General features: G+C 61.0%; 21 protein-coding genes and 1 tRNA gene. 11 read left to right on the top strand and 11 right to left on the bottom strand.

The features are described 5' to 3' along the window. Nucleotides 1–204 precede the first annotated feature (204 nt). Nucleotides 205–627 carry a GFA family protein gene (locus tag IYW40_RS18335; protein ID WP_196401699.1) on the bottom strand — a complete coding sequence of 141 codons (423 nt, stop codon included), beginning with the start codon at nucleotides 625–627 and terminating at the stop codon, nucleotides 205–207. 82 nt (nucleotides 628–709) lie between these two features. Between IYW40_RS18335 and IYW40_RS18330 the strand changes: the two genes are divergently transcribed. Then, nucleotides 710–1,108, top strand: coding sequence for a helix-turn-helix domain-containing protein (locus tag IYW40_RS18330; protein ID WP_196401698.1), 399 nt, complete (start codon nucleotides 710–712; stop codon nucleotides 1,106–1,108). A 16-nt stretch (nucleotides 1,109–1,124) separates the two neighbouring features. Here the strand turns inward: IYW40_RS18330 and IYW40_RS18325 are convergent, their stop codons facing one another. Then, nucleotides 1,125–2,984, bottom strand: coding sequence for an ABC-F family ATP-binding cassette domain-containing protein (locus tag IYW40_RS18325; RefSeq protein WP_196401697.1), 1,860 nt, complete (start codon nucleotides 2,982–2,984; stop codon nucleotides 1,125–1,127). Between the two features lie 142 nt (nucleotides 2,985–3,126). On the opposite strand from IYW40_RS18325, the gene IYW40_RS18320 reads away from it, so the two are divergent. Then, nucleotides 3,127–3,202 (top strand) — tRNA-Glu (locus tag IYW40_RS18320). Nucleotides 3,203–3,535: 333 nt separating this feature from the next. Next, nucleotides 3,536–4,696 (top strand): major royal jelly family protein, encoded by a 1,161-nt coding sequence (locus IYW40_RS18315; RefSeq protein ID WP_246720906.1) that lies wholly within the window; start codon nucleotides 3,536–3,538, stop codon nucleotides 4,694–4,696. A 61-nt stretch (nucleotides 4,697–4,757) separates the two neighbouring features. On the opposite strand, the gene IYW40_RS18310 is transcribed toward IYW40_RS18315, so the two are convergent. Then, nucleotides 4,758–5,678 (bottom strand): LysR family transcriptional regulator, encoded by a 921-nt coding sequence (locus IYW40_RS18310; protein ID WP_210327361.1) that lies wholly within the window; start codon nucleotides 5,676–5,678, stop codon nucleotides 4,758–4,760. Between the two features lie 192 nt (nucleotides 5,679–5,870). Between IYW40_RS18310 and amoA the strand changes: the two genes are divergently transcribed. From amoA to IYW40_RS18285, 5 genes are all read left to right on the top strand, one after another. After that, nucleotides 5,871–6,635: a bacterial ammonia monooxygenase, subunit AmoA gene (gene amoA / locus IYW40_RS18305; RefSeq protein WP_348644307.1), complete on the top strand. Its 765-nt coding sequence runs from the start codon at nucleotides 5,871–5,873 to the stop codon at nucleotides 6,633–6,635. Nucleotides 6,636–6,650: 15 nt separating this feature from the next. Next, a complete protein-coding gene (gene amoB, locus IYW40_RS18300; protein ID WP_196401695.1) occupies nucleotides 6,651–7,886 on the top strand; it encodes a bacterial ammonia monooxygenase, subunit AmoB in 1,236 nt (411 codons plus the stop codon). 69 nt (nucleotides 7,887–7,955) lie between these two features. After that, a complete protein-coding gene (gene amoC / locus IYW40_RS18295; protein ID WP_196401694.1) occupies nucleotides 7,956–8,732 on the top strand; it encodes a bacterial ammonia monooxygenase, subunit AmoC in 777 nt (258 codons plus the stop codon). A gap of 118 nt (nucleotides 8,733–8,850) precedes the next feature. After that, nucleotides 8,851–9,237 carry a tautomerase family protein gene (locus tag IYW40_RS18290; protein ID WP_196401693.1) on the top strand — a complete coding sequence of 129 codons (387 nt, stop codon included), beginning with the start codon at nucleotides 8,851–8,853 and terminating at the stop codon, nucleotides 9,235–9,237. 65 nt (nucleotides 9,238–9,302) lie between these two features. Then, the gene (locus tag IYW40_RS18285) at nucleotides 9,303–10,337 is read left to right on the top strand and encodes an enolase C-terminal domain-like protein (RefSeq protein WP_246720904.1); all 1,035 of its coding nucleotides are present in this window, start codon (nucleotides 9,303–9,305) and stop codon (nucleotides 10,335–10,337) included. A gap of 115 nt (nucleotides 10,338–10,452) precedes the next feature. Here IYW40_RS18285 and bcsS read toward each other — a convergent pair whose 3' ends face one another. From bcsS to IYW40_RS18245, 8 genes are all read right to left on the bottom strand, one after another. Continuing rightward, entirely contained in the window at nucleotides 10,453–11,343 is an 891-nt protein-coding gene (bcsS, locus tag IYW40_RS18280) for a cellulose biosynthesis protein BcsS (protein WP_196401691.1), read from the bottom strand. A gap of 521 nt (nucleotides 11,344–11,864) precedes the next feature. Beyond that, entirely contained in the window at nucleotides 11,865–12,194 is a 330-nt protein-coding gene (locus tag IYW40_RS18275) for a hypothetical protein (protein ID WP_196401690.1), read from the bottom strand. 325 nt (nucleotides 12,195–12,519) lie between these two features. After that, entirely contained in the window at nucleotides 12,520–13,515 is a 996-nt protein-coding gene (locus IYW40_RS18270) for a polysaccharide deacetylase (RefSeq protein WP_196401689.1), read from the bottom strand. Further along, the gene (locus IYW40_RS18265) at nucleotides 13,512–14,624 is read right to left on the bottom strand and encodes a hypothetical protein (RefSeq protein ID WP_196401688.1); all 1,113 of its coding nucleotides are present in this window, start codon (nucleotides 14,622–14,624) and stop codon (nucleotides 13,512–13,514) included. Before IYW40_RS18265 ends, IYW40_RS18270 begins: the two co-directional genes overlap by 4 nt. A gap of 116 nt (nucleotides 14,625–14,740) precedes the next feature. Further along, nucleotides 14,741–15,328 carry an Isoquinoline 1-oxidoreductase subunit gene (locus IYW40_RS18260; RefSeq protein WP_196401687.1) on the bottom strand — a complete coding sequence of 196 codons (588 nt, stop codon included), beginning with the start codon at nucleotides 15,326–15,328 and terminating at the stop codon, nucleotides 14,741–14,743. A 44-nt stretch (nucleotides 15,329–15,372) separates the two neighbouring features. Next, complete coding sequence (locus tag IYW40_RS18255) at nucleotides 15,373–15,888, bottom strand: 2Fe-2S iron-sulfur cluster-binding protein (protein WP_196401686.1); 516 nt, start codon at nucleotides 15,886–15,888, stop codon at nucleotides 15,373–15,375. Beyond that, the gene (locus tag IYW40_RS18250; protein WP_196402213.1) at nucleotides 15,885–18,710 is read right to left on the bottom strand and encodes a molybdopterin cofactor-binding domain-containing protein; all 2,826 of its coding nucleotides are present in this window, start codon (nucleotides 18,708–18,710) and stop codon (nucleotides 15,885–15,887) included. Before IYW40_RS18250 ends, IYW40_RS18255 begins: the two co-directional genes overlap by 4 nt. Before the next feature lie 270 nt (nucleotides 18,711–18,980). Next, nucleotides 18,981–20,216, bottom strand: coding sequence for a M48 family metallopeptidase (locus tag IYW40_RS18245; RefSeq protein ID WP_196401685.1), 1,236 nt, complete (start codon nucleotides 20,214–20,216; stop codon nucleotides 18,981–18,983). Between the two features lie 448 nt (nucleotides 20,217–20,664). On the opposite strand from IYW40_RS18245, the gene IYW40_RS18240 reads away from it, so the two are divergent. The 3 genes from IYW40_RS18240 (at nucleotide 20,665) to IYW40_RS18230 (ending at nucleotide 23,544) form a co-directional block, all read left to right on the top strand. Next, entirely contained in the window at nucleotides 20,665–21,066 is a 402-nt protein-coding gene (locus tag IYW40_RS18240) for a DUF423 domain-containing protein (protein WP_196401684.1), read from the top strand. 104 nt (nucleotides 21,067–21,170) lie between these two features. Further along, a complete protein-coding gene (locus tag IYW40_RS18235; protein ID WP_232365934.1) occupies nucleotides 21,171–21,536 on the top strand; it encodes a response regulator in 366 nt (121 codons plus the stop codon). A 181-nt stretch (nucleotides 21,537–21,717) separates the two neighbouring features. Continuing rightward, nucleotides 21,718–23,544 (top strand): AsmA family protein, encoded by a 1,827-nt coding sequence (locus IYW40_RS18230; protein WP_196401682.1) that lies wholly within the window; start codon nucleotides 21,718–21,720, stop codon nucleotides 23,542–23,544. Nucleotides 23,545–23,546 lie beyond the last annotated feature (2 nt).

Genomic DNA, 23,546 nt, shown 5'->3' with positions numbered 1-23,546 from the left:
CCTGACGCCTTCGCGGGTCAGTAACTCCTTAGCTCGCGTTTCCCCGACACGAAGAATGAGGTTCGTGTTGTGGACGCCAATGCACATGTTGCCGTTCCGAGTGAAGCACGCGCCGCCAAACATGCGGCGCGCTTCGACGTGCCGGTGGTGCGCGAGAACAGCTCGTAGTCGTTCAACAAGAGCAGGGTCGGACTCCATTCGGGCCTAGCCCTTCATCATGGGCGGCATTTTTTCGAAGCGCGGCAAATTTGTATCGGAGATATCCCAAGAAGCGCCGCGGCTCGCGTAAACGACCATTTGAGGTTTGAACACTTCGAGATCGTCGAGGCTCGACGCCCTGAGGAAGACCAAATCGGGCATTGCGTCGTTTAGCGAATATATCGGTGCGCCGCAGCGAGGGCAGAAAGCGCGCGAGACCATATGCCCGCTGTCAGCCGGTTTGTCGTAGACGGTTACGTCCCCTGATATGGTCACAAATGCGCGAGGAACGGCGAGATGCGAGCTATGACCCGTCCCGCTGCTCTTGCGGCAATCAGCGCACTGGCAATGACCGGACATGAGCGGATCGGCGTTGCATTCATAATGGACAGCGCCGCAAAGACAGCGGCCTTGGAAGGCTTCCGGCATTGGATTTCCTCCTCGATTGTGCGTTCATGCCGCACCAGATTAGAGTAGTGACTTGTGATTCACAAGTCACTATCAGCCAACGATGCGCGCCTTGAAAAAACTCAGGTCGGGATGCCCGATAGCCACCTCTCTCGATATTTTTGGCGACCGATGGACGCTTGTCATCATGCGCGATCTTGCAATGGGGAAAACGCGGTTTGGAGATTTTTCTCAATCCCCTGAACGCATCCCGACGAACGTGCTGACAGATCGACTCTTACGATTGGAGGAATTCGGCCTTATCGAGAAAAGCGCTTATCAGGAACATCCGATCAGGTACGACTATGCGGTGACGCAGAAAGGAGCCGAATTGCTGCCCGTGCTGCAAGCCGTTTGCAAATGGGCGAATAAGCATCTGCCAGACACATGGAAAACGCCGGATAAGTTTCTCTCACTGAAGCCGTCAGACCTCACGGTAAAAAAAAACAAAACCGGAGAGTAGGCTGACGCCATATCAGTTAAACTTCCGCCTCCGCGGCAAGCTCCAGCCATTGTTCCTCAGCCGCGGCGAGCGCCTGCGCGAGTTCCTCGCGCTGCGACGCGAGCCGCGCCGCCTCCTGCGGATTGCGCGCGAAGGCGTCGGGCGCGGCGAGCGCCTCGTCGACGCGGGCGATCAGCTGCGTGAATTTCTCGACGCGTTCCTCGGCGGCGGCGAGCTTGCGCCGCGCCTGTCCGGCGTCACGGCGCCTTGGCGCCTGCTGCTTTGCCGCCTCCTGCGCCGGCGTCGCGGGCGCGCGCTTGGGCTCTTCGTCGCGCGATTTCGAGAGCACTTGCCGCGCATAATCATCCATGTCGCCGTCAAAGGCGCGCACGGTTCCGTCGTCGACCAGCCACAGACGATCGGCGCAGGCCTCGAGCAGATAGCGGTCATGCGAGACCAGAACGACGGCGCCCTCGTAATCGTTGATCGCCTCGATCAGCGCGGCGCGACTGTCGATATCGAGATGGTTCGTCGGCTCGTCGAGGATGAGGAGATGCGGCGCGTTGAAGGTGGCGACGCCGAGCAGAAGTCGCGCCTTCTCGCCTCCCGACAGCTTGGCGATAAGGGTTTCGGCGCGCGCGCCGGAAAATCCGGTCTGCGCCGCGCGGCCGCGAATGCGCGCCTCGGGGGCGCCCGGCATCAGCCGCGCGAAGACGGCGTAAGGCGTCTCGCCCTCATTCAGATCATCGACCTGATGCTGCGCGAAAAATCCCGCCTCGAGCTTTGGCGCGCGCACCATCTCGCCGGCGCAGGCCGAAAGCCGCCCGCCGAGCAATTTGGCGAAGGTCGACTTGCCATTGCCATTGGCGCCGAGCAGGCCGATGCGATCGTCGTTGGAGATCGACAGCGTGAGCCGCGACAGCACGATTCGATCGCCATAGCCGACCGCGGCTTTCTCCAGCGCGATAATCGGCGGCGATAGCGGCTTCTCGGGCGACGGCAGACGAATCGGCAGGACCGAATCGTCGACGATGGCCGCGATCGGCTCCATTTTGGCGAGGAGCTTCAAGCGCGACTGCGCCTGGCGCGCTTTCGTCGCCTTGGAGCGGAAGCGGTCGACGAAGGCCTGCAGATGCTTGCGCTGCTCTTCCTGCTTCTTGGCGCCCTTGACGGCGAGGAGCTGCGCCTCGCGCCGCTGCTTTTCGAAGGACGAGTAGTCGCCTTTATAGAGCGTCAGCTTTCCCCGCTCGAGATGCAGAATATGCGTGGCCACGTCGTCGAGCAGATCGCGGTCATGGCTGATGACGACGACGCTCGCCGGATAGCGCGACAGGTAATCGACGAGCCACAACGTGCCTTCGAGATCGAGATAATTGGTCGGCTCGTCGAGGAGCAGCAGGTCGGGCTGGGCGAACAGCACCGCCGCAAGCGCGACGCGCATGCGCCAGCCGCCGGAGAATTCCGACAGCGGCCGGCGCTGCGCCGCGGCGTCGAAGCCCAGCCCGTGCAGGATGGCGGCGGCGCGGGCGGGCGCCGAATGGGCGTCGATGTCGGCGAGCCGCGTCTGAATGTCGGCGATGTCGTGGGGATCATGCGCGGCCTCTGCCCGCGCCAGCAGGTCGGCGCGCTCAAGGTCAGCCGCCAGCACGAAGTCGATCAGCGCCGTCGGACCGCCGGGCGCCTCCTGCTCGACGCGCCCGAGCCTTGTGCGGGCGGGGATCGAGATCGCGCCGCTTTCGGGGGCGATTTCGCCGCTGATCAGCCGGAACAGCGTGGTCTTGCCGGCGCCGTTACGGCCGACGAAGCCCGCGCGGGAGCGTCCAGGGAGGAACACCCCGGCGTGGTCGAACAGCAGCCGGCCGCCGAGCCGGTAGACGAGATCGTTGATCGTGAGCATTGCTGCGATGCTTTAGGGCCTCGCCCGAAGGGGTGCAAACGCGAGGCCATGCGCGGCGATCTGGCGCCGCCGGACGGCCTTGTCTTGCGCCGCCCGCGCCTCTATACACGCCCTCGCGCCGCCGCAATGCGGCCGCGCAGCCGCGCCCATCGTCTAGAGGCCTAGGACGTCGCCCTTTCACGGCGAAAACAGGGGTTCGAATCCCCTTGGGCGCGCCACTTCGGAACAAAACTGGGAACGCCAATTCCCGCCGTGTTCCCGCCTGATGCGGCGACAAGCGCGCGCAGAAGCGCGCTCTTGTGGCCCACAATGCGAGTTTCCCGCTCGTCAACCTCGACCCGTTGGACGAGCGCGCGCAGATGGTCGCGCTGGTAGCCCCTTTGGGGTCGCGTATCCGTTTTCGCGCCTGTCGGGCGAATGTGGCGAGCGCCTGCGGGGTGACCGTCGGCCCGGACTTTTCGATTTCAGCCGCCGCGCGGCCGAAGATCGCCGGCGCACGCTTCCTCACTGCCTTTGTATCGAATCCATTAATGAGGCCATGAGCAAGCATCATGCGCCGGGTGACGTTCGACAGGATAGAATCCGTCGGCGTCCAAAGCCGTCCCGGAGTTCTCATGCGAACGAGCCTAATCCTCCTGTCAATGCTGGCCGTTTTTGTGAGCCGAGCGGAAGCCGCACAGCAGCCCAGCTACGAAATCATAGCAAGGCTCGCGCAAGCCCCCGGCAACGTCACGGTCACCGAGAGTGGCAAAATTATCATGAGCCAGCATCAGTTCTACGAACCGAATTACTCGGTCGTTGAGCATCGCGACGACGATTCGCTCGCGCCCTTTCCGAACAAAGAGTTCAATGACCGGCTGAGCCATTCGGAACTAAAGCTGGATTCTGTTCTTGGCATTAGGAGCGACGCCAACGGCGTTGTCTGGATGCTCGATAATGGCATGCGCAGCGGAGTCACGCCAAAACTTGTCGGCTGGGATATGAAGGCCGATAAGCTGCGCCGCGTTATCTATCTGCCGCCGCCTATCGCTCCCAAAGATGCGTTCGTCAATGATTTTACCGTCGACGGCAAGCACAACAAGATATTCATCGCCGATCCTGCGGGTGGAGCAAATGCGGCGTTCATCGTGGTGGATTTGCAAACGGGCGCCGCGCGTCGCGTGTTGGAAGGTCACGCCAGCGTTGTGCCCGAGAAAATCGATCTCGTCATCGATGGGCGCCCCATTCAGGTGAAAGACCCCGCCGGCCATCTCGTGCGACCCCATATCGGCGTCAATCCGATCACCGAAGATCTGCAGAACGAATGGGTGTATTTTGGTCCTATGCACGGAACGAGCCTTTACCGCATAAAGGCCGCTGATTTGGCCGATGAAGCTCTCGACGAAAAGCAGCTTGGCGCGCGGGTTGAGCGCTATAGCGCTAAGCCCATTTGCGACGGCATCAGCATCGACAGGGACGATAACATCTACCTCGGCGATCTTGCAGAAAATGCGATCGGGGTTATCAAGCGGAATCGCAGTTACCAACGGCTCGCACAAAACGAAGAGTTATCCTGGGTCGACTCGCTGAGTTTTGGGCCGGGAGGAAAGCTCTATGCCGTCGTCAATCGCCTGCACAAATCCGCTGTTCTAAACGGCGGAGAGTCATTGTCGAAGCCGCCGTATTTCCTCATCGAGGTCAAAGCCATGGCCCCCGGCCTCCCGGGAAGATGAGGCTTTGGCCGACGTCGAAACAGGACAGGCAAAAGGCGAAGCTGTCGTCAAGGTCAGATAGCTAAACACGCAGGTTCCGGGAAACTTCCGCGATTTGATCACGCAACCAACGATGGGCGGGGTCGGGATCATGGAGCGGGTGCCAGACCATAACGAGGTCATAGGCCGGCAATTCGATCGGGAGGGGCAGGATGTTCAGCGGCGCCAGGTCGACGAACGCGTTGGCAATTCGCTCCGGCAGGGACAAGATCATGTCGGTCTTCTCCACAATAAACGGAGCCGAGAGGAAGTGGGGAACGATCAACGCGATGCGGCGCGCCAGCCCTCTCTCAGCGAGCCACTCATCGATTAACCCGACGCGTGTGCCGGTGCGGGAGATCAGCATGTGCTTGCCTGAGACATATTCCTCAAGCGTTAGCCGACCGCTTTTGCCGATCATGTGCTGCCTGCCGACGACGCAGGCCATCCGGTCTTCAAAAAGTTTCGTTCTGCTCAAATAGGCAGGCGGCTTCAGAATCGCATCGAAGCCCAGCACGACATCGAGATCATTGTGCTCAAGATCCGCTTCGGGAAAAGGCAGCTCCGTCCTCTTGACATGGATGTCGATGCCCGGAGCCCGCAAAGCGATGCGCTCGACGAGCGGAGGAAGCACCAGCAAGTCCATGTAATCGGTTGCGGCGATCACAAACCGCCGCCTGCTTTGTGCAGGATCGAATTCTTCCGGCGCACGGATCAGGCGCTTGATGTCGCGCAGGACGGCCTTCACCGGGTCGACCAGAGACAGCGCACGATCGGTCGGCTTCATGCCTGCCGGCGTCTTGACCAGTAATGGATCGTCCAACTGTTGTCTTAGCCGCTGCAAAGTATGACTCATCGCCGACTGCGTCACGAACATGCGTTCGGCGGCGCGCGAGACGTTCTTTTCTTCCATGAGGAGGTCGAACGCCACGAGCAGGTTGATGTCGAAATTATGCAGCTCCATCACGGCTTTTCCTCACTCTGCTCTTTCCGCGCACGGCAAATGCGCCAACCGTGATTTTTATTCATGGGGCTATCAAAACTCGCCATTTCACGCAGCGCCTCGCGCCCCCTAGGCTTGCTGAGAGTTGCGCCGTCTCGTCGTTCGCCATTCTGGCCGCCGTTCGGGAAAGAGCCGCACAGAGAGCTAACTTTCGTGGAGGACCGCATGACTGGCAAATCCCTGGATATTCCAGCACGGCGATATACAGGGGAAAAGGCGAGACTGAGCCGCGCCTATGATTATCTGATCCTGGTGCTCGCGTTATTCCTTTTCATTGGCTCCTTCCACTTGCATGTCGCTCTGACGGTCGGCGACTGGGATTTCTGGCAAGACTGGAAGGATCGGCAATGGTGGCCGCTCATCACTCCCCTGATGATGATTACCTTCCCCGCGGCGGTACAGGCCGTGCTTTGGCCAAACTTCAGGTTGCCGCTTGGCGCGACGCTTTGCATCTCATGCTTGCTGATCGGCACATGGATCACGCGCTTCTTCGCCTATCACATGTGGAACTTTTTCCCGATAAACGAAGTCTTGCCAGCCACGATGTTGCCGAGCGCGCTCGTCCTCGACGCGATTCTGATGTTGAGCAACAGCCTGACTGTCACGAGCATCTTTGGCGGCATGGCCTTCGCCCTGCTTTTCTATCCGACCAATTGGCCGATTTTCGGCATGTTTCATGTGCCGGTGGAGTATGGCGGCGCACAGCTCACCGTGGCCGACATCTTCGGCTTTCAATACATCCGCGCGGGGACGCCTGAATATCTTCGCATTATCGAGCGTGGAACGCTGCGAACCTACGGCCAATATGCGACGCCGTTGTCGGCGTTTTGTTCGGCGCTGCTTTGCACCCTGATGTATCCACTCTGGTGGTATCTGGGAAAAGCATTTGCCACGACAAAATACGTCAAGAATATCTGAGGGAGAGGCAACGAGATGAAAAAGACGCTCAAGACTCTCTTCAGCGCCGCGTGCCTCGGATTATGCGCCGGCGCGCTCGCTCCCGAAGCAGCGCTCGCCCATGGCGAAAAGGCCCTGGAACCTTTCGTCCGCATGCGTACCATCCAATGGTACGATGTGGCGTGGTCGAAGGCAAAGCTCAATGTCAATGAAGAGGTTGTCATCACCGGTAAGTTCCACGTCAACGCGGACTGGCCGCGCGGGGTGGCGCAACCGGACGCGACCTATCTGAATGTCTCCGCTCCGGGGCCCGTCTTCATTCGGACCGAGCGCTACCTCAACGGACAATCGTCCGTCAGCTCCTCCGCTTTGAAACTCGGCGGCGACTATGAGTTCAAGATTGTGATGAAGGCCAGGATCCCTGGTCGCTTCCATCTTCATCCTTTCTTCAATCTGCATGATGCGGGCTCCGTCGTGGGCCCGGGCCAATGGATGGAAGTCGAGGGCGATGCCTCCGCATTCACTAACCAGATCAAGACGCTCGATGGCAGCGTGATCGACATGGAGACATATGGGCTCGCGAATGGCGTCGCCTGGCACGGCTTCTGGATCGCGCTCGGTTCGGCGTGGCTGCTTTGGTGGGTCAGGCGTCCGCTGTTTATTCCACGCTATAAAATGCTGCATGCCGGCCAGGAGGCGAGACTTGTCTCCCCGCTCGACCAGATGATAGGCGCGGCGATCATCTTCGCAGTTCCGATGATCGTATTCGGCGCGAACTTCGTAACGGATCTAAAATATCCAAACGCCATCCCGCTGCAAGCCGCAATGGATCAGATCGATCCGCTTCCGCCTGCCGTCGACATTGGAGCGGTGCAGGTCAAGATTCAGCGCGCCGAATATAATGTGCCTGCTCGTGCAATGATCATGACCGCGCTGCTTCATAACGGCTCCGACCATCCCGTCCGGGTTGGCGAGTTCGCGACCGCGAATGTGCGCTTCCTCAACCCCGCGGTTATCCAACCGCCACAAGGCGAAGGCGCCACTTTGGCTGCACGCGAAGGCCTGAGCATCGACACGGCCGATCCCATCGCGCCGGGCGAGACGAGAACGATCCGCATCACGGCTGAGGATTCGCTTTGGCAGCGGGAGAGGCTCGACGGCCTGATCCGCGACGCGGATACGCGGATGGGAGGCTTGCTTTTCCTCTATGACAACGCGGGCCAACGCTATGTCTCCAGCGTATCCGCTCCGGTCATCCCGAAATTCTACTGACAATCTCGCGCGGCGGGGCAAATAGCGTCGCGCGCGCGAAAACACTTCAAGCCAACCAAAGGAGCGGCCATGAGCATCACCGCGCAAACAATCGCCCGAACCACACCGCGGGCGCCGTTCAATCTGCCCTGGTATCTGAGAGACCTACCGAAGTATCTCCTGACTTTTGCCGTGATGACCGTCATCTACGTCGGGTTCAGAATGTATCAGGGCGCCTATGCCATTTCGACTGGTCTAGATTCTTCCGATCCTGCGTTCGATGTTCATTGGATGCGATTGCTCTACCTCGAAGGCGCATTTCTGGCGATCGTGTTTCCGACGCTGTGGGGCTATCTCTGGTTCACCCGCGACCGAAACCTCGACAAGATTACGCCAAAGGAGGAGATTACGCGCTACTTCACGCTGACGATGTGGATCAGTATCTACACATTCGCTGTTTATTGGGCCGGCAGCTATTTTGCGGAGCAGGACAATTCCTGGCATCAGGTTTCCGTCCGCGACACGCCTTTCACCGCCAACCACATCATCGAGTTCTACTTCAACTTTCCCTTCTACATCCTCATGGGCGGCTCGGCGTGGCTGTACGCGAGGACGCGCCTTCCGCTTTACGCCGATGGGATTTCTCTCCCTCTGACGCTTGCGGTCGTCGGTCCGTTCATGATCTTCGTTAGTGTGGGATTTAACGAGTGGGGCCACACCTTCTGGTTTCGCGAGGAGTTCTTCGCGGCGCCGATTCACTGGGGCTTCGTCACTGGCGTGTGGTTTGCCCTTGGTGTCGGCGGAATTTTGCTGCAACAGGTGATGCGTCTCATTCAACTGTTGGACCAGATCGAGGACGCGGCCTGACACAGGCGTCTGCAGCGAGTGCGTGCGTCCCGACGAACCCTCGGGGCGCCCGTTTCCAAGATGCGATCCGCATCGAAGCTTGCGCCCGGTTCGCACCCGCTAAAATAGGAGAGATCAAATGCCTCTCGTGCGCATCGATCTCATCAAGGGCAAGCCTGTCGAATATTGTCGTGGCGTCGGCGACGTCGTCTATCACGCGATGATCGAGGTCCTGAAGGTTCCAAAGGACGACCGCTTCCAGGTGATCGCCGAACATCCAGAACACGCCCTCATTGCCGCCGAGAATTACCTTGGAATCAAACGCACGCAGGACTGCGTGTTCATTCAGATCACGCTCAATGCAGGTCGGTCAGTCGAGCAGAAGAAATCCTTTTATCGAGCGGTGGCGAAAGAACTTCATTCCCGCCTGGGACTTCGCGTTGAAGACGTCTTCATCAGCCTCGTCGAGGTTCCTAAGGAAAACTGGTCGTTCGGGAACGGCGAAGCGCAATACGCTGATATGTGAGTCTTGGAATGACAATTGGCCGATTGACGATCAAAAGCATCAGGGCGCGGCCCTTGATCCTCAAATTGGAACGCCCGATCGTCGCCAGAATAGCGACGATCTCCGACTGGCCTGTGATCCTCATCGATCTTTTCACGAATGAAGGAGTCGTTGGGCGAAGCTACCTCGAACCGTACACGGCAAAGGCGATGAAATACATCGTCGCCGCCTTGGAGGATTTTGGCGAGCTTCTCGAGGGTCATGCCGTCGCGCCGACCGAGATATTCGAGCTCACCCGCAAGTCTCTCCATTTCGTTGGCTACCAGGGCGTGAGCATGATCGCCGTTTCGGGTCTCGATATGGCGGCGTGGGACGCCTTGGCGAAGGCCGCGAATCTGCCGTTGTGCGTGCTCCTCGGCGGCGCGGTTGGGCCAGTGAAGGCATACAACAGCAACGGTCTTTGGCTGACTGATCCAGCGCAGTTAGGGGAGGAAGCAGCGAGACTAATCCAAGAAGGAGGATTTGCCGGACTGAAGATCCGGCTAGGCCGCGCAACCGCAGATCTGGATTTGCGCGCTGTCGAGACTGTACGCGCTGCAATTGGCCCCGATGTTCATTTGATGGCGGATTTCAATCAAGGGCTCGATCTTGCTGAAGCGCTCGTGAGGTGCCAATCGGTCGACAGCTTGGGCCTGGATTGGATCGAGGAACCCATCGTTTACGACAATCTGGATGGATATGCGCGCCTCGCTTCGCAACTGAAAACGCCGTTGCAGATAGGAGAAAATTTCTACGGTCATCGGGATCTGCACCGTGCGCTTCAAATGAAGGCGTGCGACCTCGTTATGCCGGATTTCATGAGGATCGGGGGCGTAACCGGCTGGCTAAAATCGGCAGCGATTGCGGCGGCATTCGGGGCGCCCATTTCTACGCACCTCTATCCAGAGGTCGGCGCCCACGTCATGCGGGTTTCAGAAACGTCGCATTGGCTCGAGTGGCAGAATTGGGTCAATCCAATCCTGAAGCAGCCCTACGAGGTCGTAGACGGCATGTTGCATATACCCGCTGTCGCCGGAACTGGCCTTGATTGGGACGAAGCTGCTATTGGACTCAGGGACTGACTGCTTCTGCGGCGCGCGCTCCATGCAAACGGCGTGGATGCGAACCCTCGAAATGGCGACATGCGGCGGGAAGCTGAGACCCTGATATCGGCGCGTTCAATGCACAAAAACCATTTCAAAATCTAACGCTTGTCTCAAGAATCGTATAGCCTCCCTGACCGCTATACTGATCACGTACATAGCCGCCCGCGACACTCGCATAGAACGGTCCGATCTCCATGAGCGTGATATGCGCACCAAACATTGGCTGAAGGTCGCCCTTATAAGAATTTAGCGCCGCATGCGGTCCAAAGAATAATTTTCCCTTCAACAAAACTGGGAGCGAGTCGTTGAATGGAAATAATACTCCCGGCTTTACTTCAAAATACCCCCATCGGAATGCTGTCGTGTAGATCGCTGACGCGAAGAGCATCAGATGATCATTCGGCGTGGCCCTGAACTCCAGACTTCCTAAAACGCCAAACTCGGTTGCGGCGAAATCGCTTATGTCGGCTGGCGGAATTCGCAGCGCGGAACTCCGCATATTCGCGCCGAGGTAACCTTCAGTGGTTATTCCCACCCCGAGAAATCCGCTCACCTCCCATTTCTTATCGATGAGCGCGTAGCCAATCTGCGCGCCGACAAAACCATCTGACCCGTAGTATTTGCCGACCGTGCCGATATGGGGAAGCGCGATGTCATCCACCTCCATTGCAGAGGCTATGACATTCTCGGCATCGCTCCCCTTCACATCAGAAGCATAGCCCCCGAAACCGCCTGTTGCTCGAAGCCGCCAGCCCGACTCTTCAAGCGAAGACTCGATCGCAGCCGTTGCAGTGAGCCACTCGTACCATGATCTTCGAGTCGTAGCCCATGACCAAGAGTAGAACTCAACGCTGGGTGATCGCCTCAGTGGCTGGGCGATCGCACTTTTCGTAGTTTCCTGCCCAGCGAGGTTCGAAACATCTACCGCTTTCGGCGACATCAATAGTGAACAGATTGCTGCAACGCCGCTCGCGCAATTCATTCTTGGGCTCCCGGGCTTACGCTAAGCCTCGATCCAGGGATTTTCCGGGCAATTTTTAAAGATGAGGGAGATTTTCAGTTTGAGTGCTTTTTTCGCCACACATATGCGTCGCGGCAGCTCCTCTCCAACGAGATCGTGGGCAAACGCGTCGCCTCGTATTCCGCCGCGCGCTCCAGTCGGTCTTGCAGACTCATTCTCTAACGCGCGGTCGTTTAATATCTTGGTCCTAGCAAAGCGGTTCCGAGATGAAATTCAATTTTTTGACTTAGAGCATCGATCAGAACGACTTCGTTTCTCGAACAGCCATCGTGGCTATGGTCGCGGCGACGACCATGGCGGTCGCATTCGTCATTTGGCAACTGACGGACCTTCTCCCAGCGGTTTTCGCGACGATTCTCATCGCGCTCGCTTGGCGTGGCGTCGCCGGGCGAGTTTCCGCGAGCCGATGTGTCCAATGGCGAGCGCCGCGCGCGCGACTTCAGGACGCGTCGTTGCGGCCGCGAACCCCGTCATGCGAAATCCTAAGACCGCTTCCTGCGCTTCATGAATAAACGCGCCAGAAGGCCGGCGAGATAGCCGCCGATCGTGATCGCGAAATAGACAATAATCACGAAGGCCCAGCGGTCACTCGCGGAAGCCACTCTGCGGAATACATCCGTGAGGTAGTTTAGATCGATGAACCTGTTCGCGAACAGCCCGCAAGCCACGGCGAGCACTGGCGCGATCCACCAAGGAGCCCTGAAATAGCCAAGGAGCATGGCGAGCACAAATACGATCAAACCGAAGATGTGCACAAATTCTAGGAAAATCGCTTGGAAAAGCAAGCCGATGAATCGGATCAGCCAAAGCATCTGACGCCTCTCTGCGCGAGCTCAGACCATTATGTTATCCGAATTCAACCGCAGCAACCATATGGTTTGCCCGGCGCGTCGACCGGGATCGTTCAATGAGCGTCGCCTTGATCGTGCAGCGCGCGCCAAGGCCGCGGGCGCCAGACTATTTGGAGCGAAGCGCGGAAGCCCCCTGCGCCGCTCAGGCGGTTTGCCGGGCCGAGGCGCATATTGCCCATTTTCATCGACCGTGGCGCGCCAAACGGCGTCGCGCGCCTGTTCCGGACGATTCGTCGGGATCACGCGAACGAATACGCGTGAAGCTCGTCCGAATCGACGGCTTCGCTCATCTCAGGCCAGCCGCCTTCAAAATGGCGTCGGCGTCCGCCAGCCATACAGCGTCGTCTTCCTTGAGGCGCAAAAGAACGCGCCGCAACGCGAAGGCTCCGTCAGGCGTGCCGACGACAAAGGGATGAATTCCGATGACCACAGTCGTGGCGCGTCGCGCTGGATCGGCGCGAGCCTCAATGACCAGTTCCGATATATAGTCTAACCAGAGCGTCTCGATCTCTCTGGTCGTTTTCATCCGCGCCAGATATTGCCCCATGTCGACGGTCACGGCCGGATAGGGCAGCAGGATGAGCGAGCCTTCCGGCGTCTTCAAACGTGAGATGACATCCGAATCCATCTGGTCGAGCGTGTAGGCGACGCCTTCGGCGGCCATCGCCCGCATCGTGTCGCGATTGGCGTAGACGCTCGGACTCGACCAGCCCGTCGGCCTGACGCCCGTGGCTTCGGCGATGAGATCCAATGTGCGGCGAATGTAGGTCTTCTGCGCAGCGATCCCACTCCGGAGCGGCAACATGCGGCTTGTGTTGTTCATGCCGTGCGCGATGAGCGGCGCATTCGGCAGCATCGAACGGAACTCCTTCCAGACCGATGGGCGCTTGCCGAAAAATTCCGCATTCACCACGATGGTGAGCGGCACATTCAGTTCTTTAAATAGCCGGCCGACGCGGACAACGCCCCAGTCGATCCCGTATTGACGGAACGCCTCGTTCACGAGGTCAGGCTTTCGCGACGCAAGATCTGGACGGAAGATCGGACCTTTGCCGAAGCCGAACTCCTCCACGAAGAACGCAAAGCTGACTGCGACCTTTTTGCCGCCAGGCCAGGCGGCGGTGTGAATCGCATCGCGCTCGAAACCCGTGACGGGGTCAATGCGATCTTGCGCACCGCTCTCGAGGGGAAGCAGAACGGCAAAAAGGAGCGCAACTCCGACGATAAAACGAGGTTCAGGAGCCTTTCGAGCCGTGACCGCGGCTACAGGATTCGAATTCACGGAAGATCGCTCAAGCTCTTAGCGCCGGGCCCCGGCGTGATCAGCGTCGGCCATTGACGCGAGCCGAACGGCACTTGCGGCGGCAGGACCACATTCATCTTGCGCTTCGCGTCTTCGTCGATGATCGCTTGCCGCGCGTCTCCGCCCATCAATTCATAATCCATGAGGTGGTAATTGCCGAAGAATGCGGCGCCCACCGATCGGTCGGCGATGATGCGCGTCAGCGAGTCCAACATATCGTCGGGCGTCGTGGTGAAGGATATCGTCTCGATCAGCATCAAGCGATCATTGATGGCCTCGGGGCCGAAGAACTGCGCGAGCACGCTAAACAGGACGTTGTTCTGGCGGGCGACATAGATCGTATTGCTGGCCGCATAGGTTTTGTCCCAGTCGGCGCCAAGCATCTCTTTCCATCCGCCGATGACATCCATCCAATGGGCGACCTGGGTCTGCGCCGCCCAGGCGATATTTTTCTTCAGCAGCGGCGACTGCGTCTTGGTGAATTTTTGCAGGCCTTCCGCTGAGATCGCATTGCTTTTCAGGCACTCGTCCATGAACGCGATATTGTTTCGCAGAATGCTTCGATTGTTTGTTCGCCAGTCTTTTTGCATTCCGCTCGCATCAAGCGTGTCGAGCGCGGATTGCATGCGGCTCCTATACGCCGCCAACGCGCCGCGCCATGTCGTGTCCTTGGGACTGTTCAGATACGGAACGACGACTTCGGCCAACGCCATGGTGCTGTGGCCAACCGATTTCAGCAACTGGTAGACGATCGGCGCCTGCGGCGCCTCAATCGGCGCCATGCCGGGGCGATAAAGGATAAATCGCCCGCCGGCGCCGGAAAACAGTCCCAGAATGACCGGATGCTTGGCGAGGATGTTTTTCTTGAAGATCTGTGCGGCGTCGCCATACAGCTGGAACATCGTCGTATTCAGCTGCAGCACATTTTTGTTGGCGATTTCGGCCGGGCTGGCCGTCTCGACGCCGACAAGTCCTGTGAAATAGCTTGGCGACTCCGTCGCGCACGCGGGCGAAGCCGATAATCCAAAGACGACAATCGACGACAGCAGCTTGCGGAGACCGCTCGTCGTGAGCGTGATGGGCATCATGAGACTCTCCAGTGAGATGAGGACAGCATAGGCGCGGCACGGACGAACTGTGTCGACGATAGATTCGGGGGCGTCGTGCGATCGCCGGAAGGCGCGCCGGGTTCGCTTATCCTCCGCTATTTCGGGCATACTGCCCCGGTGTTGATCCAGGCCTTCACGAGCGCCCCCGCCTCCTTCTGCGTTCCCGGCGCGGGTTGGCGGCCAAATCCTGGCGACCAGGCCCAGCCTACGAGCGTGTCGCCGCCAATGTGACGTGCAAGCGCGTCCAGCGAACGGCCGCCATTGCGCGCCTGATCTTTGATCTGCGCGCAGATCTCACCGAGCGTTTTGCCTTCCCAGGCCGTCTCACGCGGCGCGAGACGCCATTCGTGGTGACCGGGAACGCGGCCGGGATCAAAATTCGCGTCCTGATGGCAGATCGGACAGCGCATCGCCGTGAGGCCTCGGCCATCGGGTCCTCGCTCGACCGGCGGCTGGTGAATCCGGCCCAGTTCACCCTGATGCGGGCGATCGCCGGCGGGATGGCAGTTGACGCAGCGCGGGTTGGTCAGGACCTTGCCAAGCTCGGTAAACAAAGCCGCGGACCGCGTCGCGGCGTCGCTAATGGCGGCAAAACTTTCTGGAGTTGCGAGCGTCGCCGATCGGCTGTCGGACGTCACGCATGTCGCCAGCCCCACGACCGCTGCGAGAACCGCAAATTTCATCTTCGGTCCCCCTCCTGCGCCGCACTCCTGCGAAACGCGTTTCGCTAGGTCAAATATCGTCCCGGATTGGCGAGAATGACGTCGCGCACGGCCTCGTGATATTTGATGTAGCCCGTGCACCGGCACAGATGCCCGTCAAAAGCGTCAGCGATCGTTTTCTCGAGATCGGCGCGCGCCACCGGCGTCTTCGCCAGACGCTCCAGCAGAACCTGTCCCTCGTTCAAGAAGCCGGCTGTGCAATAGCCGCATTGGAAGGCGAAATGGTCGATGAACGATCTTTGCAGCGCAGTGAGCTCGCCGTTCGTCGCAAGCCCTTCCACGGTCCGAATGGATTTCCCGTTGAAGCTCGCCGCCGGAACGATGCAGGTTGGGCTGGTGTGGCTCGTCCCGTCCGGATCGTCGATGATCACCGCGCAACTGAGGCACTGACCGGCGCCGCAGCCAAACTTTGTGCCGGTGAGCCCAAGGCGCTCGCGCAAGAAGTCATTCATGGTCAGCTCGTCGCGCACCTTCACCGGGCCGTATGCGCGGCCATTGATCCTCATGCGCACAGTCGTCACGTGAGCGCTCCCTTGAGCATTTGTTGAGTCACCGGCAAGGCCTGGAAGCGACGCCCCGTCGCGTCGAAGATCGCGTTCAACAACGCCGGAACGATGGGAATCATGACGACCTCAGCCATGCCCTTTGGCGGATCGTTCGGCAGCGGGGGCAACAGTTCGATCTCGAGTCGCTGCAAAGGCAGGTCGGACCCGCGCGCGATCAGGTATTGCCCGAGATTCCACTGCCCATTGCCGGGTCCATCTTCATAAAGCGGCAGCGATTCGAGCAGCGCGTAGCCGACGCCCATCGCGAAACCGCCCTGCGCCTGGCCAAGCACGATTTCAGGCGTCAGCGCGCGACCACATTCGAGGACGGTATATGCCCGGTCGATGCGCAAGGCGCCGGTGTCGCGCTCGATCTCGACACGGACCAGCGCGCCGCACAGCGATGTGTAGGAGGTCCCGAACCGGTTGAACACGGTGGGTGGGTATTTGACGTCGGCGCGATCTAAGCGAACGAATTTTCCCGAGCCTTTTCGCACGGCCAGCGCATCAATTGCCGCCGTCCACTCTTGTCCGCCGATCGCAAAGGTCGCTTTCGACCATGCCCAGCGAGAGAAGCTGTGCGCCATCGCCGCGGTCACGCCTTTGCGCGCATGGGCCCTTGCGGCGATCTCCGATAGCGGCAAAGGTCTCAAACCCGGCATCACGAGCCGCCCCTGCTCCCAATGCGCCGCCTCCCATTTCGCGGCTCTCGGATCGGTTGGCGCGAGTCCCCACAGTTCGAGCGCGGCGGGCCACAACCCGAACCGGAAGATGACGCGGGCCGCTTCGGACGCCGAATGAGTCCCCGCGTGCGCGCCAATCGAGGAACTGGTTGGCGAACTGATCGCCGGAACCCAGCGCGGATCGCGTTGCGCGGCGTCCTGCGTCGCCTGGTCCATCGTGTAAGGGTCGCCGGAGGTGACGAGCCCGAGCGCGGCGAAACGGTCGACTTCCGCAACTGCGACTTCGTCGGCGACGGCGCCGAGATGGGCCGCGACCCGGTTCGCAAGCGCCGTCCCTATGCCGTTCCCCATCTCGACGTGATCGCAGTGGATGGAGATCCGACCCTTCGGGTCGATGTCCACCGACGACAATGAAGTGTCGGCTCCACTGCCGTAATCCTTGGTGACGCAAGCCACGCCCGTGCCGACAACACTTCCTGGGCGCCGCCCACGCGCTTTCTCTTCGGCGCGCTGTCGCCAGATCGCATGCTTTTCCAGTCTGTCGAGGATCTCGGGCGTGCGAACCACGACGTCATACGTGTTCCCCGCCATTGTCCGACCGCCGGTCTTCAGCGCGTTGCGTCGGCGGAATTCGATCGGATCGATCGCCAGCGTCGACGCCGCTTCGTCAATCAACACTTCCAGCGCCGTCATCGTCTGCAGCGTGCCATAGCCGCGCATCGACCCTGCCGTCACGCCGCGTGAATGCAGCGCGACGGTGGTGACGTCGACTTTTGGAACATCGTAGACGCCGATCGCGGCGTTTGCGGAAACGGCCGCCACGCTGGCCGAATAATTGGCGAGGCCGCCGCCATCCAGCACATGGTCAGCGGCGAATGCGGAAATTTTGCCTGTCGCTCGATCAACGCCGATGCGCGTGTGTATCTTGAATGCATGCCGCTTAATTCCCCCCTGGAACTGCTGATAGCGATCTTGGGCGAGCCGCACGGGGCGGCCGCGAAGGAACATCGCCGCCAGCGCGACGTAAAGCGGAAACGGCGTATGGTCGCGTCCGCCAAATCCGCCGCCCATATATGCGAAATGCGCATTGATATGCGCCGGCTTGAAGTTGGCGCGGGCGTTGCCCAGCAGCGTTGCGACTGAGGTTGCGGCGTCGTATGGCGACTGCACGCCGAGCACGAGCTCCAGGTTTTTGCGGTCGGCGTCATACCAAGCGAGACCGCATTCGGGCTCGAGAAACATTGGATCAACGGATTGGGTCTCGAATTCGCGATCGAGAACGAGAAGGCTTGGAGTGTTGGCGTCTAGTTCGGCGCGGATCTGTTCGCCGTAGTCTGCCGCTTTAACGTAGGCGCCGCCCGTCGGCTCCGGGAGCCGCGCCCATATTGGACGCTCTCCATTTTGAAAGAAGCCCGGACTAACCCAGCCTTCCTTGACCGGCGAGTACACATCGGGCGCATCGGGCGTTGCGCCGGCAACGCGCGTGAAACGAAACGCGCCGTAATTACGCTCGACGACGGGGCCGGTTTCCGCGCCGAATTTCAGGAGCGTTTCATTGCGTAACGCGAGCCGCGCCTGATCGAAAGCGTCGAAGCTTTCATAAATCAACAGAGCCGCCGGCTGACCGAGATACAAGGGTGTCTTGCCAACCGGGCAAAACAGGTCGCCTGAATAAAATTCGGGAACGCGAGCGCCGATGCGCGCGAGATCCGTCGCGGTAACGACCACGGAAGGCTTCAGCGCGCCGCTCAAGCGCGTGAGATCGACGCCCTCATATATGTGCGTGGCGTTCGCCGTCCGAATGAGCATGGCGTGCGCGGTATGCGTCGGCCATCCCGGGAGATCCGCCGCGCGGAAATCGGACGCGTACAGCTTCGCGCCTGTGACTTTCGCGACTCCATCAATCCGGCCCGCGCCTGTGGCGGCCGGATTCCAGCGTTGTCTTCCGGGCAGCGTCTCGCGTGCGGCGAAACCGGGTTCATTCGCTAGGGCGAGACGCGACAGGCTGAGCGCAATGCCGCTCGCGGTGACCAATTTGGCGAACTCGCGTCGAGAAGCTTTCACGCTCCGACCTCTTGGTTCCACCTCGGCGACCGCCATCGGCGATGCTTTCATTCGCACGGGCATAGACCGCCGGCAAGCTCGACGCTCCGGGCCTTGGTCTTTACAAGCGCAAGTCCGCCGGAGACCAACCGACCAAATTGACGATGCAGTCGCCGTAAGCGCTTTGCGCGATTGGCTTCTCACCAACCGCATCGCAACGCCATCGCGTTTAGCCGCCCGACAGGTCGGTCGTCGTTCACTGCGACGGCGTTATCGCAGTCGTCGATCACAGCGAAGGGATCGCCGCCGTGACGAAGTCGCGGCCAACGGGCGTCGCGCTCGCTACACCGTCGCGCGCAGTTGCGCGACCCGCACCGGCACGGGCGGATGCGAGAAATAGAAGGTGGCGTAGAGCGGGTCCGGCGTCAGCGTTGCGAGGTTGTCGCGCGTCAGCCGCGTCAGGGCCGAGATCATCGGCTCCTTGCCGACGATATCGCGGGCGAAGGCGTCCGCTTCGAACTCCGCCCGGCGCGACCGCCACGCCAGCAAAGGCGACAGGACATGCGAAATCGGCTCTCGCGCAAGCAGCAGCGCGACGAGCACCACGCCGGGGTCGTTCGGCAGGCCGAACCAGCCGGCGAAGACATCCGAGCCGAAGGCCCACCACAGCACAGCGAAACCGACGAAGGCGATCGCGGCCGCCAGCGCCAGCATCTGCCGCACATGGCCGAATTTAAAGTGGCCAAGTTCATGAGCGAGAATCGATTCGATCTCGTCCGGCGAATGTTTCTCGAGCAGCGTGTCGAAAAAGACGATGCGCTTGGCTTTGCCGAAGCCGCTGAAATAAGCGTTGCCATGCGTGGAGCGCGTCGAGGCGTCCATCACATAGAGGCCTTTCGACTCGAAGCCGCATCTGACGAGCAGCGCCTCCATGCGCCGCTTCATGGCGCCGTCTTCAAGCGGCGAAAATTTATTAAACAGCGGCGCGATGACCGTCGGATAGATCACTGTCATCGCAATCGCGATGGCGATGAAGACGACATAGGCGATAAGCCACCATGTGTCGGGGGCGGCGCCTAGAAGCCAGAACATGCCGAAGAGCAAGGGCGTCGAAATGGCGAGTTCCAGCGCGCCGGACTTTGCTTGGTCGACGAGAAACTTTTGCGGCGTCAGCCGGTTGAATCCGAACTTTTCTTCGAGCCAGAAGGCGCGCGCTGCGGCGAAGGGCATGTCGATCAAACTGCCGATCACGCCGAAGACGAGAACGAAAAGAACGCTGCGAACGAGGCCAGGTTCGACGAAGGCGGCGATCACCGCATAAAGCGGCGCGAGCCCCAGCGCCAGCCACGCGATAGAAATCACGGCGTCGAAAATCGTTTCGGCGACGGAAAATTCTGTTTTTGCGATCGTATATTCGGCGGCGCGGCGATGATCGTCGAGCGTGACTTCCTGCGCGAAATCCGCAGGCACCTGATTGCGATGGGCCTCTACGGTCGCCGTCTGCCGCATGCGCAGATACACGCCAAGTCCGGCGGAGGCGGCGATCGCCAGACAAATCACGACGCCCATTGCGCTCATTCTTCTCTCCCGCAAACTTTCATGCGGCAATATAGGAAAGCGCGCCCTGCTTTGCGAGAGCGCCGCCTTATGTCGCCGCCGAGCTGGGCCGCTGTGCGCGCGCGCCGTCGATAGCGCGCATCTCACGTTTCATGCAGACGAGGGCTTCTCCTGACCGGTTGTATGGACGAAAGCCTGGACACAGTTGATGTCGTCGGCGCTTCGGCTTGACCACGACGTCGGCGCGCTGTTTGAAAGCGCGATCTCGACCCGCGGCGGGTGAGCGACTTCGATCTCGGCGCGGAGACGCGCGCGACAAGCGAACCCATCTGCGATGCGACGAACGCGTCGAACCGCCATGAAGAACGCTGGTCGAGTCTGCTCGATGTCTATAATTTGGCGATGACGCCTGCGACTCTCCTTAAGGCTGAGAACGCCATCCAGCGGAGGCGCGAAACGGAGTTTGCCTTTGAGACTGTCGTTCGCCATCGCGACTATCGCCGCTCTTCAAGGAGCGGCCGGCGTGTCTCTCGCCGCCGCCGCGGCCCATGCCGACGCGAGTCCTTTTCTCGCGACCGCAAGCCAATTTCTCATGATCCACGCCGCCGCCGGCGTCGGCCTCGCGACGCTTATACGCACGACGCCGCGGCCAAAGGCGAATTGGCTCGCGGCTATCGCGCTGGCGCTCCAGGCGGGGGTCACGCTGTTCGCGGGCGACCTTGCGGCCCGGGTCTTTTTATCGGGGAGACTGTTTCCTCTCGCCGCGCCGATCGGCGGCGGGCTGACGATCCTGAGCTGGTGCGCTCTCGCCGTCTGGGCGGCGTTCGCCATGTTCGCAGCAAATTCGCTGCAAAAGCCGCCCGCAAGCTAGACAACTGCGGCATTCCGCCCCACCATTTATTCATGTCGGTTTCCAGCTCCGGCCTTTCGTCCTCGGCCGCTCCAAGCGATGACTCCCAGCGCACGAGCGATCCATTGCTCGGGCGACGGCTGCTGATTGTCGAAGACGATCCCTATATCGCGCTGGCGCTGGAAGAGACCCTCGCGGAATTCGGCTTAGTTATCGCGGGGATGGCGCGCAGCGTCGACGAAGCGGTGCGGCTATCCCGCGAGGACGGAGTCGATTTGGCCTTGCTCGACGTCAATATCGGCCACGAGAAGATTGATCCGGTCGCCGACGCGCTCGCCGCCCGCGGCTGCCCCTTCATTTTCACGACGGGGTGCGGGCGCGCGGGACTGCCCGAGGCGCATCTTGAGCACGCCATGGTCGAAAAACCGTTCTACGTCGAGGAAATCCTGACCGCGCTCCGCAGCGAACTGTCGCGCGCCGAAGAGCGCTAGGCCCAGCCTTTTCGTCACTATTTTTCGCCACTATATCGCCGCCCTTGGCCGCGACAAGCGACGTCTCAAGACTCGCTTCAGGAGCACGCGGCTGCAGCCCTCCGCCATAACCGACAAGCCCTCCGAATCGCTGAGAGCGCGCCGCCCTTCAGGCGCTGCGCTTCGGCTGTTGGCGACGGCCTTGGCGGCGGGGGCAGCCCTGGCGGCGATCGCCGCCGTTGTTGCGCCGTGGCTGTTCTCGCCCGGCGCTCTCATAGACGCCGTCGCCGATCAGCTCCAAGGCTCTTCGGGGCTTTATGTCGCCGCGCGCGGCCGAACGAGCTTCTCGCTCTTTCCGCGTCCAAGCATCGCGGTTGAAGGCGTCGCCTTCGCCGATCGCAATGGCGCGCTGCTCATCGAGTCGAGCGAGCTGCGCGGCGACGTCGACGTTCTGCCGCTGATCGCGGGGCGCCTCAGAGTCGCGTCGGTGAAGCTCATACGGCCGCGCGCTCACATCGATCTTGACAGAAAGCCGGCCGGAGCGCCCGGCGCAGCCGCCCGAGCGGCCGCCGCAAAGCCGGCGACGCTCGAAGCCGCAGCGGCCGATAACGTGCGGTTTGGCGTGGTGTCGATCGTCGACGGCGACGCACGGATCACCTACCGCAGCCGCGTCTATGCGCTGGAGCGAATCAGCGCGAATTTTGAATGGCGCCGCATCGGCGAGGCGGCGGCCCTGACCGGCGCGTTCGATTTCAACGGCGAACGGCTCGAGGCGATCTTATGGGTCGCGCGTCCAGGAGCGTTGTTGCGCGGAGAACCCTCCGTTGTGACGACCCGGCTTGACGGCAAGAGCCTTCGGGCTGAAGCGCAAGGCGTGGGACAACTCGGAGCCAACGCCCGCTTTGAGGGGCGCGCAGCGGCCAGCGCGCCTTCGGCGCAACAGGCGCTGCAGCTCTTCGGCGTCGCCGCGCCCCTGCCCGGCCCCTTCAATGACGCGCAATTCTCCGCGCAAGCGACGCTCGCGCCCGGAGAGGCGCACTTCAAGGGCGCACGTCTCTTTGTCGACGGAAACGAGTTTCGCGGCGATATCGACCTGCAGAAAGAGGACGGCCGCCCAACGCTGACGGCGGCGCTCCAAAGCGAATTCCTCTCACTGCGGCCGTTTCTCGCCGACGCGCCGCCGCTTGTCGCCGCGAACGGACAGTGGAGTAAGCAGCCGTTCAATCTCCCGGACCTCTCCGGCGCGGACGTTGATCTGCATCTCTCCGTCGGCCACGCCAGGCTTGGCCGACTCAAGGTCGAAGACGCCGCCATCGAAGTCAGTTTGCGCGACGGCGCCGCGGAGTTCGCGATAACGCAGGCGCACGCCTATCGCGGCGGACTCAAGTTTCGGGCCTCGATCGCGCCTTCGCCCGATGGGCTGGCGCTGCGGGCCGATGCGCAAACAACGGCGGTCGAAGCAGGCCCGCTGCTCTGGGACGCTTATGGAAAACCTGTTCTGGCGGGAGCGCTTAACGCCACTCTCGCGGTCGACGGCACGGGCGATCGGATGGCCGCGCTGATGCAGAGCCTGAACGGGCGCGCCAGCGTCGCTCTCGTCGACGGCGAGATATCCGGCGTCGATCTCGAGAAAGCGCTGCGTCGATTGGAGACGCGGCCTCTATCGAGCGCCGTCGACATCCGCTCGGGCCGCTCGACGCTCGACGCCGCGAGCGCCACCGTAAAGATAGAGAACGGCGTCGCCGACATCGCCGAGGGCGTCGCGCGAGGACCCGGCTTTACGCTTGCCTTCGGCGGCTCGGCGCGCCTTCCGGAGCGCAGTCTCGCGGTCAGAGCCGTTGCGCGCAAAGCCGACAGCGCCGGTCTGACCGCCGAGTCGGCGCCAAGCATCGCCCTCGAACTCGCCGGCCCCTGGGACGAATTGGCGTTGGGGCTGGACGCGCAAGCCTTCATCCGCCGCTCCGACGCGGCCGCTCCGCTGCTGCCGCGACTGAATCCGCCGCCGCAGGACGGACCGGCGGCGCAATGACG

This window comes from Methylocystis sp. H4A (assembly GCF_015709545.1).
GTDB lineage: Bacteria > Pseudomonadota > Alphaproteobacteria > Rhizobiales > Beijerinckiaceae > Methylocystis > Methylocystis silviterrae.
This window is presented reverse-complemented; position numbering and strand designations above follow the sequence as displayed.

What these genes read in the sequence shown, in the direction of transcription:
- IYW40_RS18275 (WP_196401690.1), bottom strand. Translation starts at nt 12,194, where the DNA reads ATGCTTTGGCTGATCCGATTCATCGGCTTGCTTTTCCAAGCGATTTTC.
- IYW40_RS18245 (WP_196401685.1), bottom strand. Translation starts at nt 20,216, where the DNA reads ATGAGCGCAATGGGCGTCGTGATTTGTCTGGCGATCGCCGCCTCCGCC.
- IYW40_RS18330 (WP_196401698.1), top strand. Translation starts at nt 710, where the DNA reads ATGCGCGCCTTGAAAAAACTCAGGTCGGGATGCCCGATAGCCACCTCT.
- IYW40_RS18290 (WP_196401693.1), top strand. Translation starts at nt 8,851, where the DNA reads ATGCCTCTCGTGCGCATCGATCTCATCAAGGGCAAGCCTGTCGAATAT.
- amoC (WP_196401694.1), top strand. Translation starts at nt 7,956, where the DNA reads ATGAGCATCACCGCGCAAACAATCGCCCGAACCACACCGCGGGCGCCG.
- amoB (WP_196401695.1), top strand. Translation starts at nt 6,651, where the DNA reads ATGAAAAAGACGCTCAAGACTCTCTTCAGCGCCGCGTGCCTCGGATTA.
- IYW40_RS18265 (WP_196401688.1), bottom strand. Translation starts at nt 14,624, where the DNA reads ATGATGCCCATCACGCTCACGACGAGCGGTCTCCGCAAGCTGCTGTCG.
- IYW40_RS18260 (WP_196401687.1), bottom strand. Translation starts at nt 15,328, where the DNA reads ATGAAATTTGCGGTTCTCGCAGCGGTCGTGGGGCTGGCGACATGCGTG.
- IYW40_RS18310 (WP_210327361.1), bottom strand. Translation starts at nt 5,678, where the DNA reads ATGGAGCTGCATAATTTCGACATCAACCTGCTCGTGGCGTTCGACCTC.
- IYW40_RS18325 (WP_196401697.1), bottom strand. Translation starts at nt 2,984, where the DNA reads ATGCTCACGATCAACGATCTCGTCTACCGGCTCGGCGGCCGGCTGCTG.
- IYW40_RS18315 (WP_246720906.1), top strand. Translation starts at nt 3,536, where the DNA reads ATGCGCCGGGTGACGTTCGACAGGATAGAATCCGTCGGCGTCCAAAGC.
- bcsS (WP_196401691.1), bottom strand. Translation starts at nt 11,343, where the DNA reads ATGAATTGCGCGAGCGGCGTTGCAGCAATCTGTTCACTATTGATGTCG.
- IYW40_RS18335 (WP_196401699.1), bottom strand. Translation starts at nt 627, where the DNA reads ATGCCGGAAGCCTTCCAAGGCCGCTGTCTTTGCGGCGCTGTCCATTAT.
- IYW40_RS18250 (WP_196402213.1), bottom strand. Translation starts at nt 18,710, where the DNA reads ATGAAAGCATCGCCGATGGCGGTCGCCGAGGTGGAACCAAGAGGTCGG.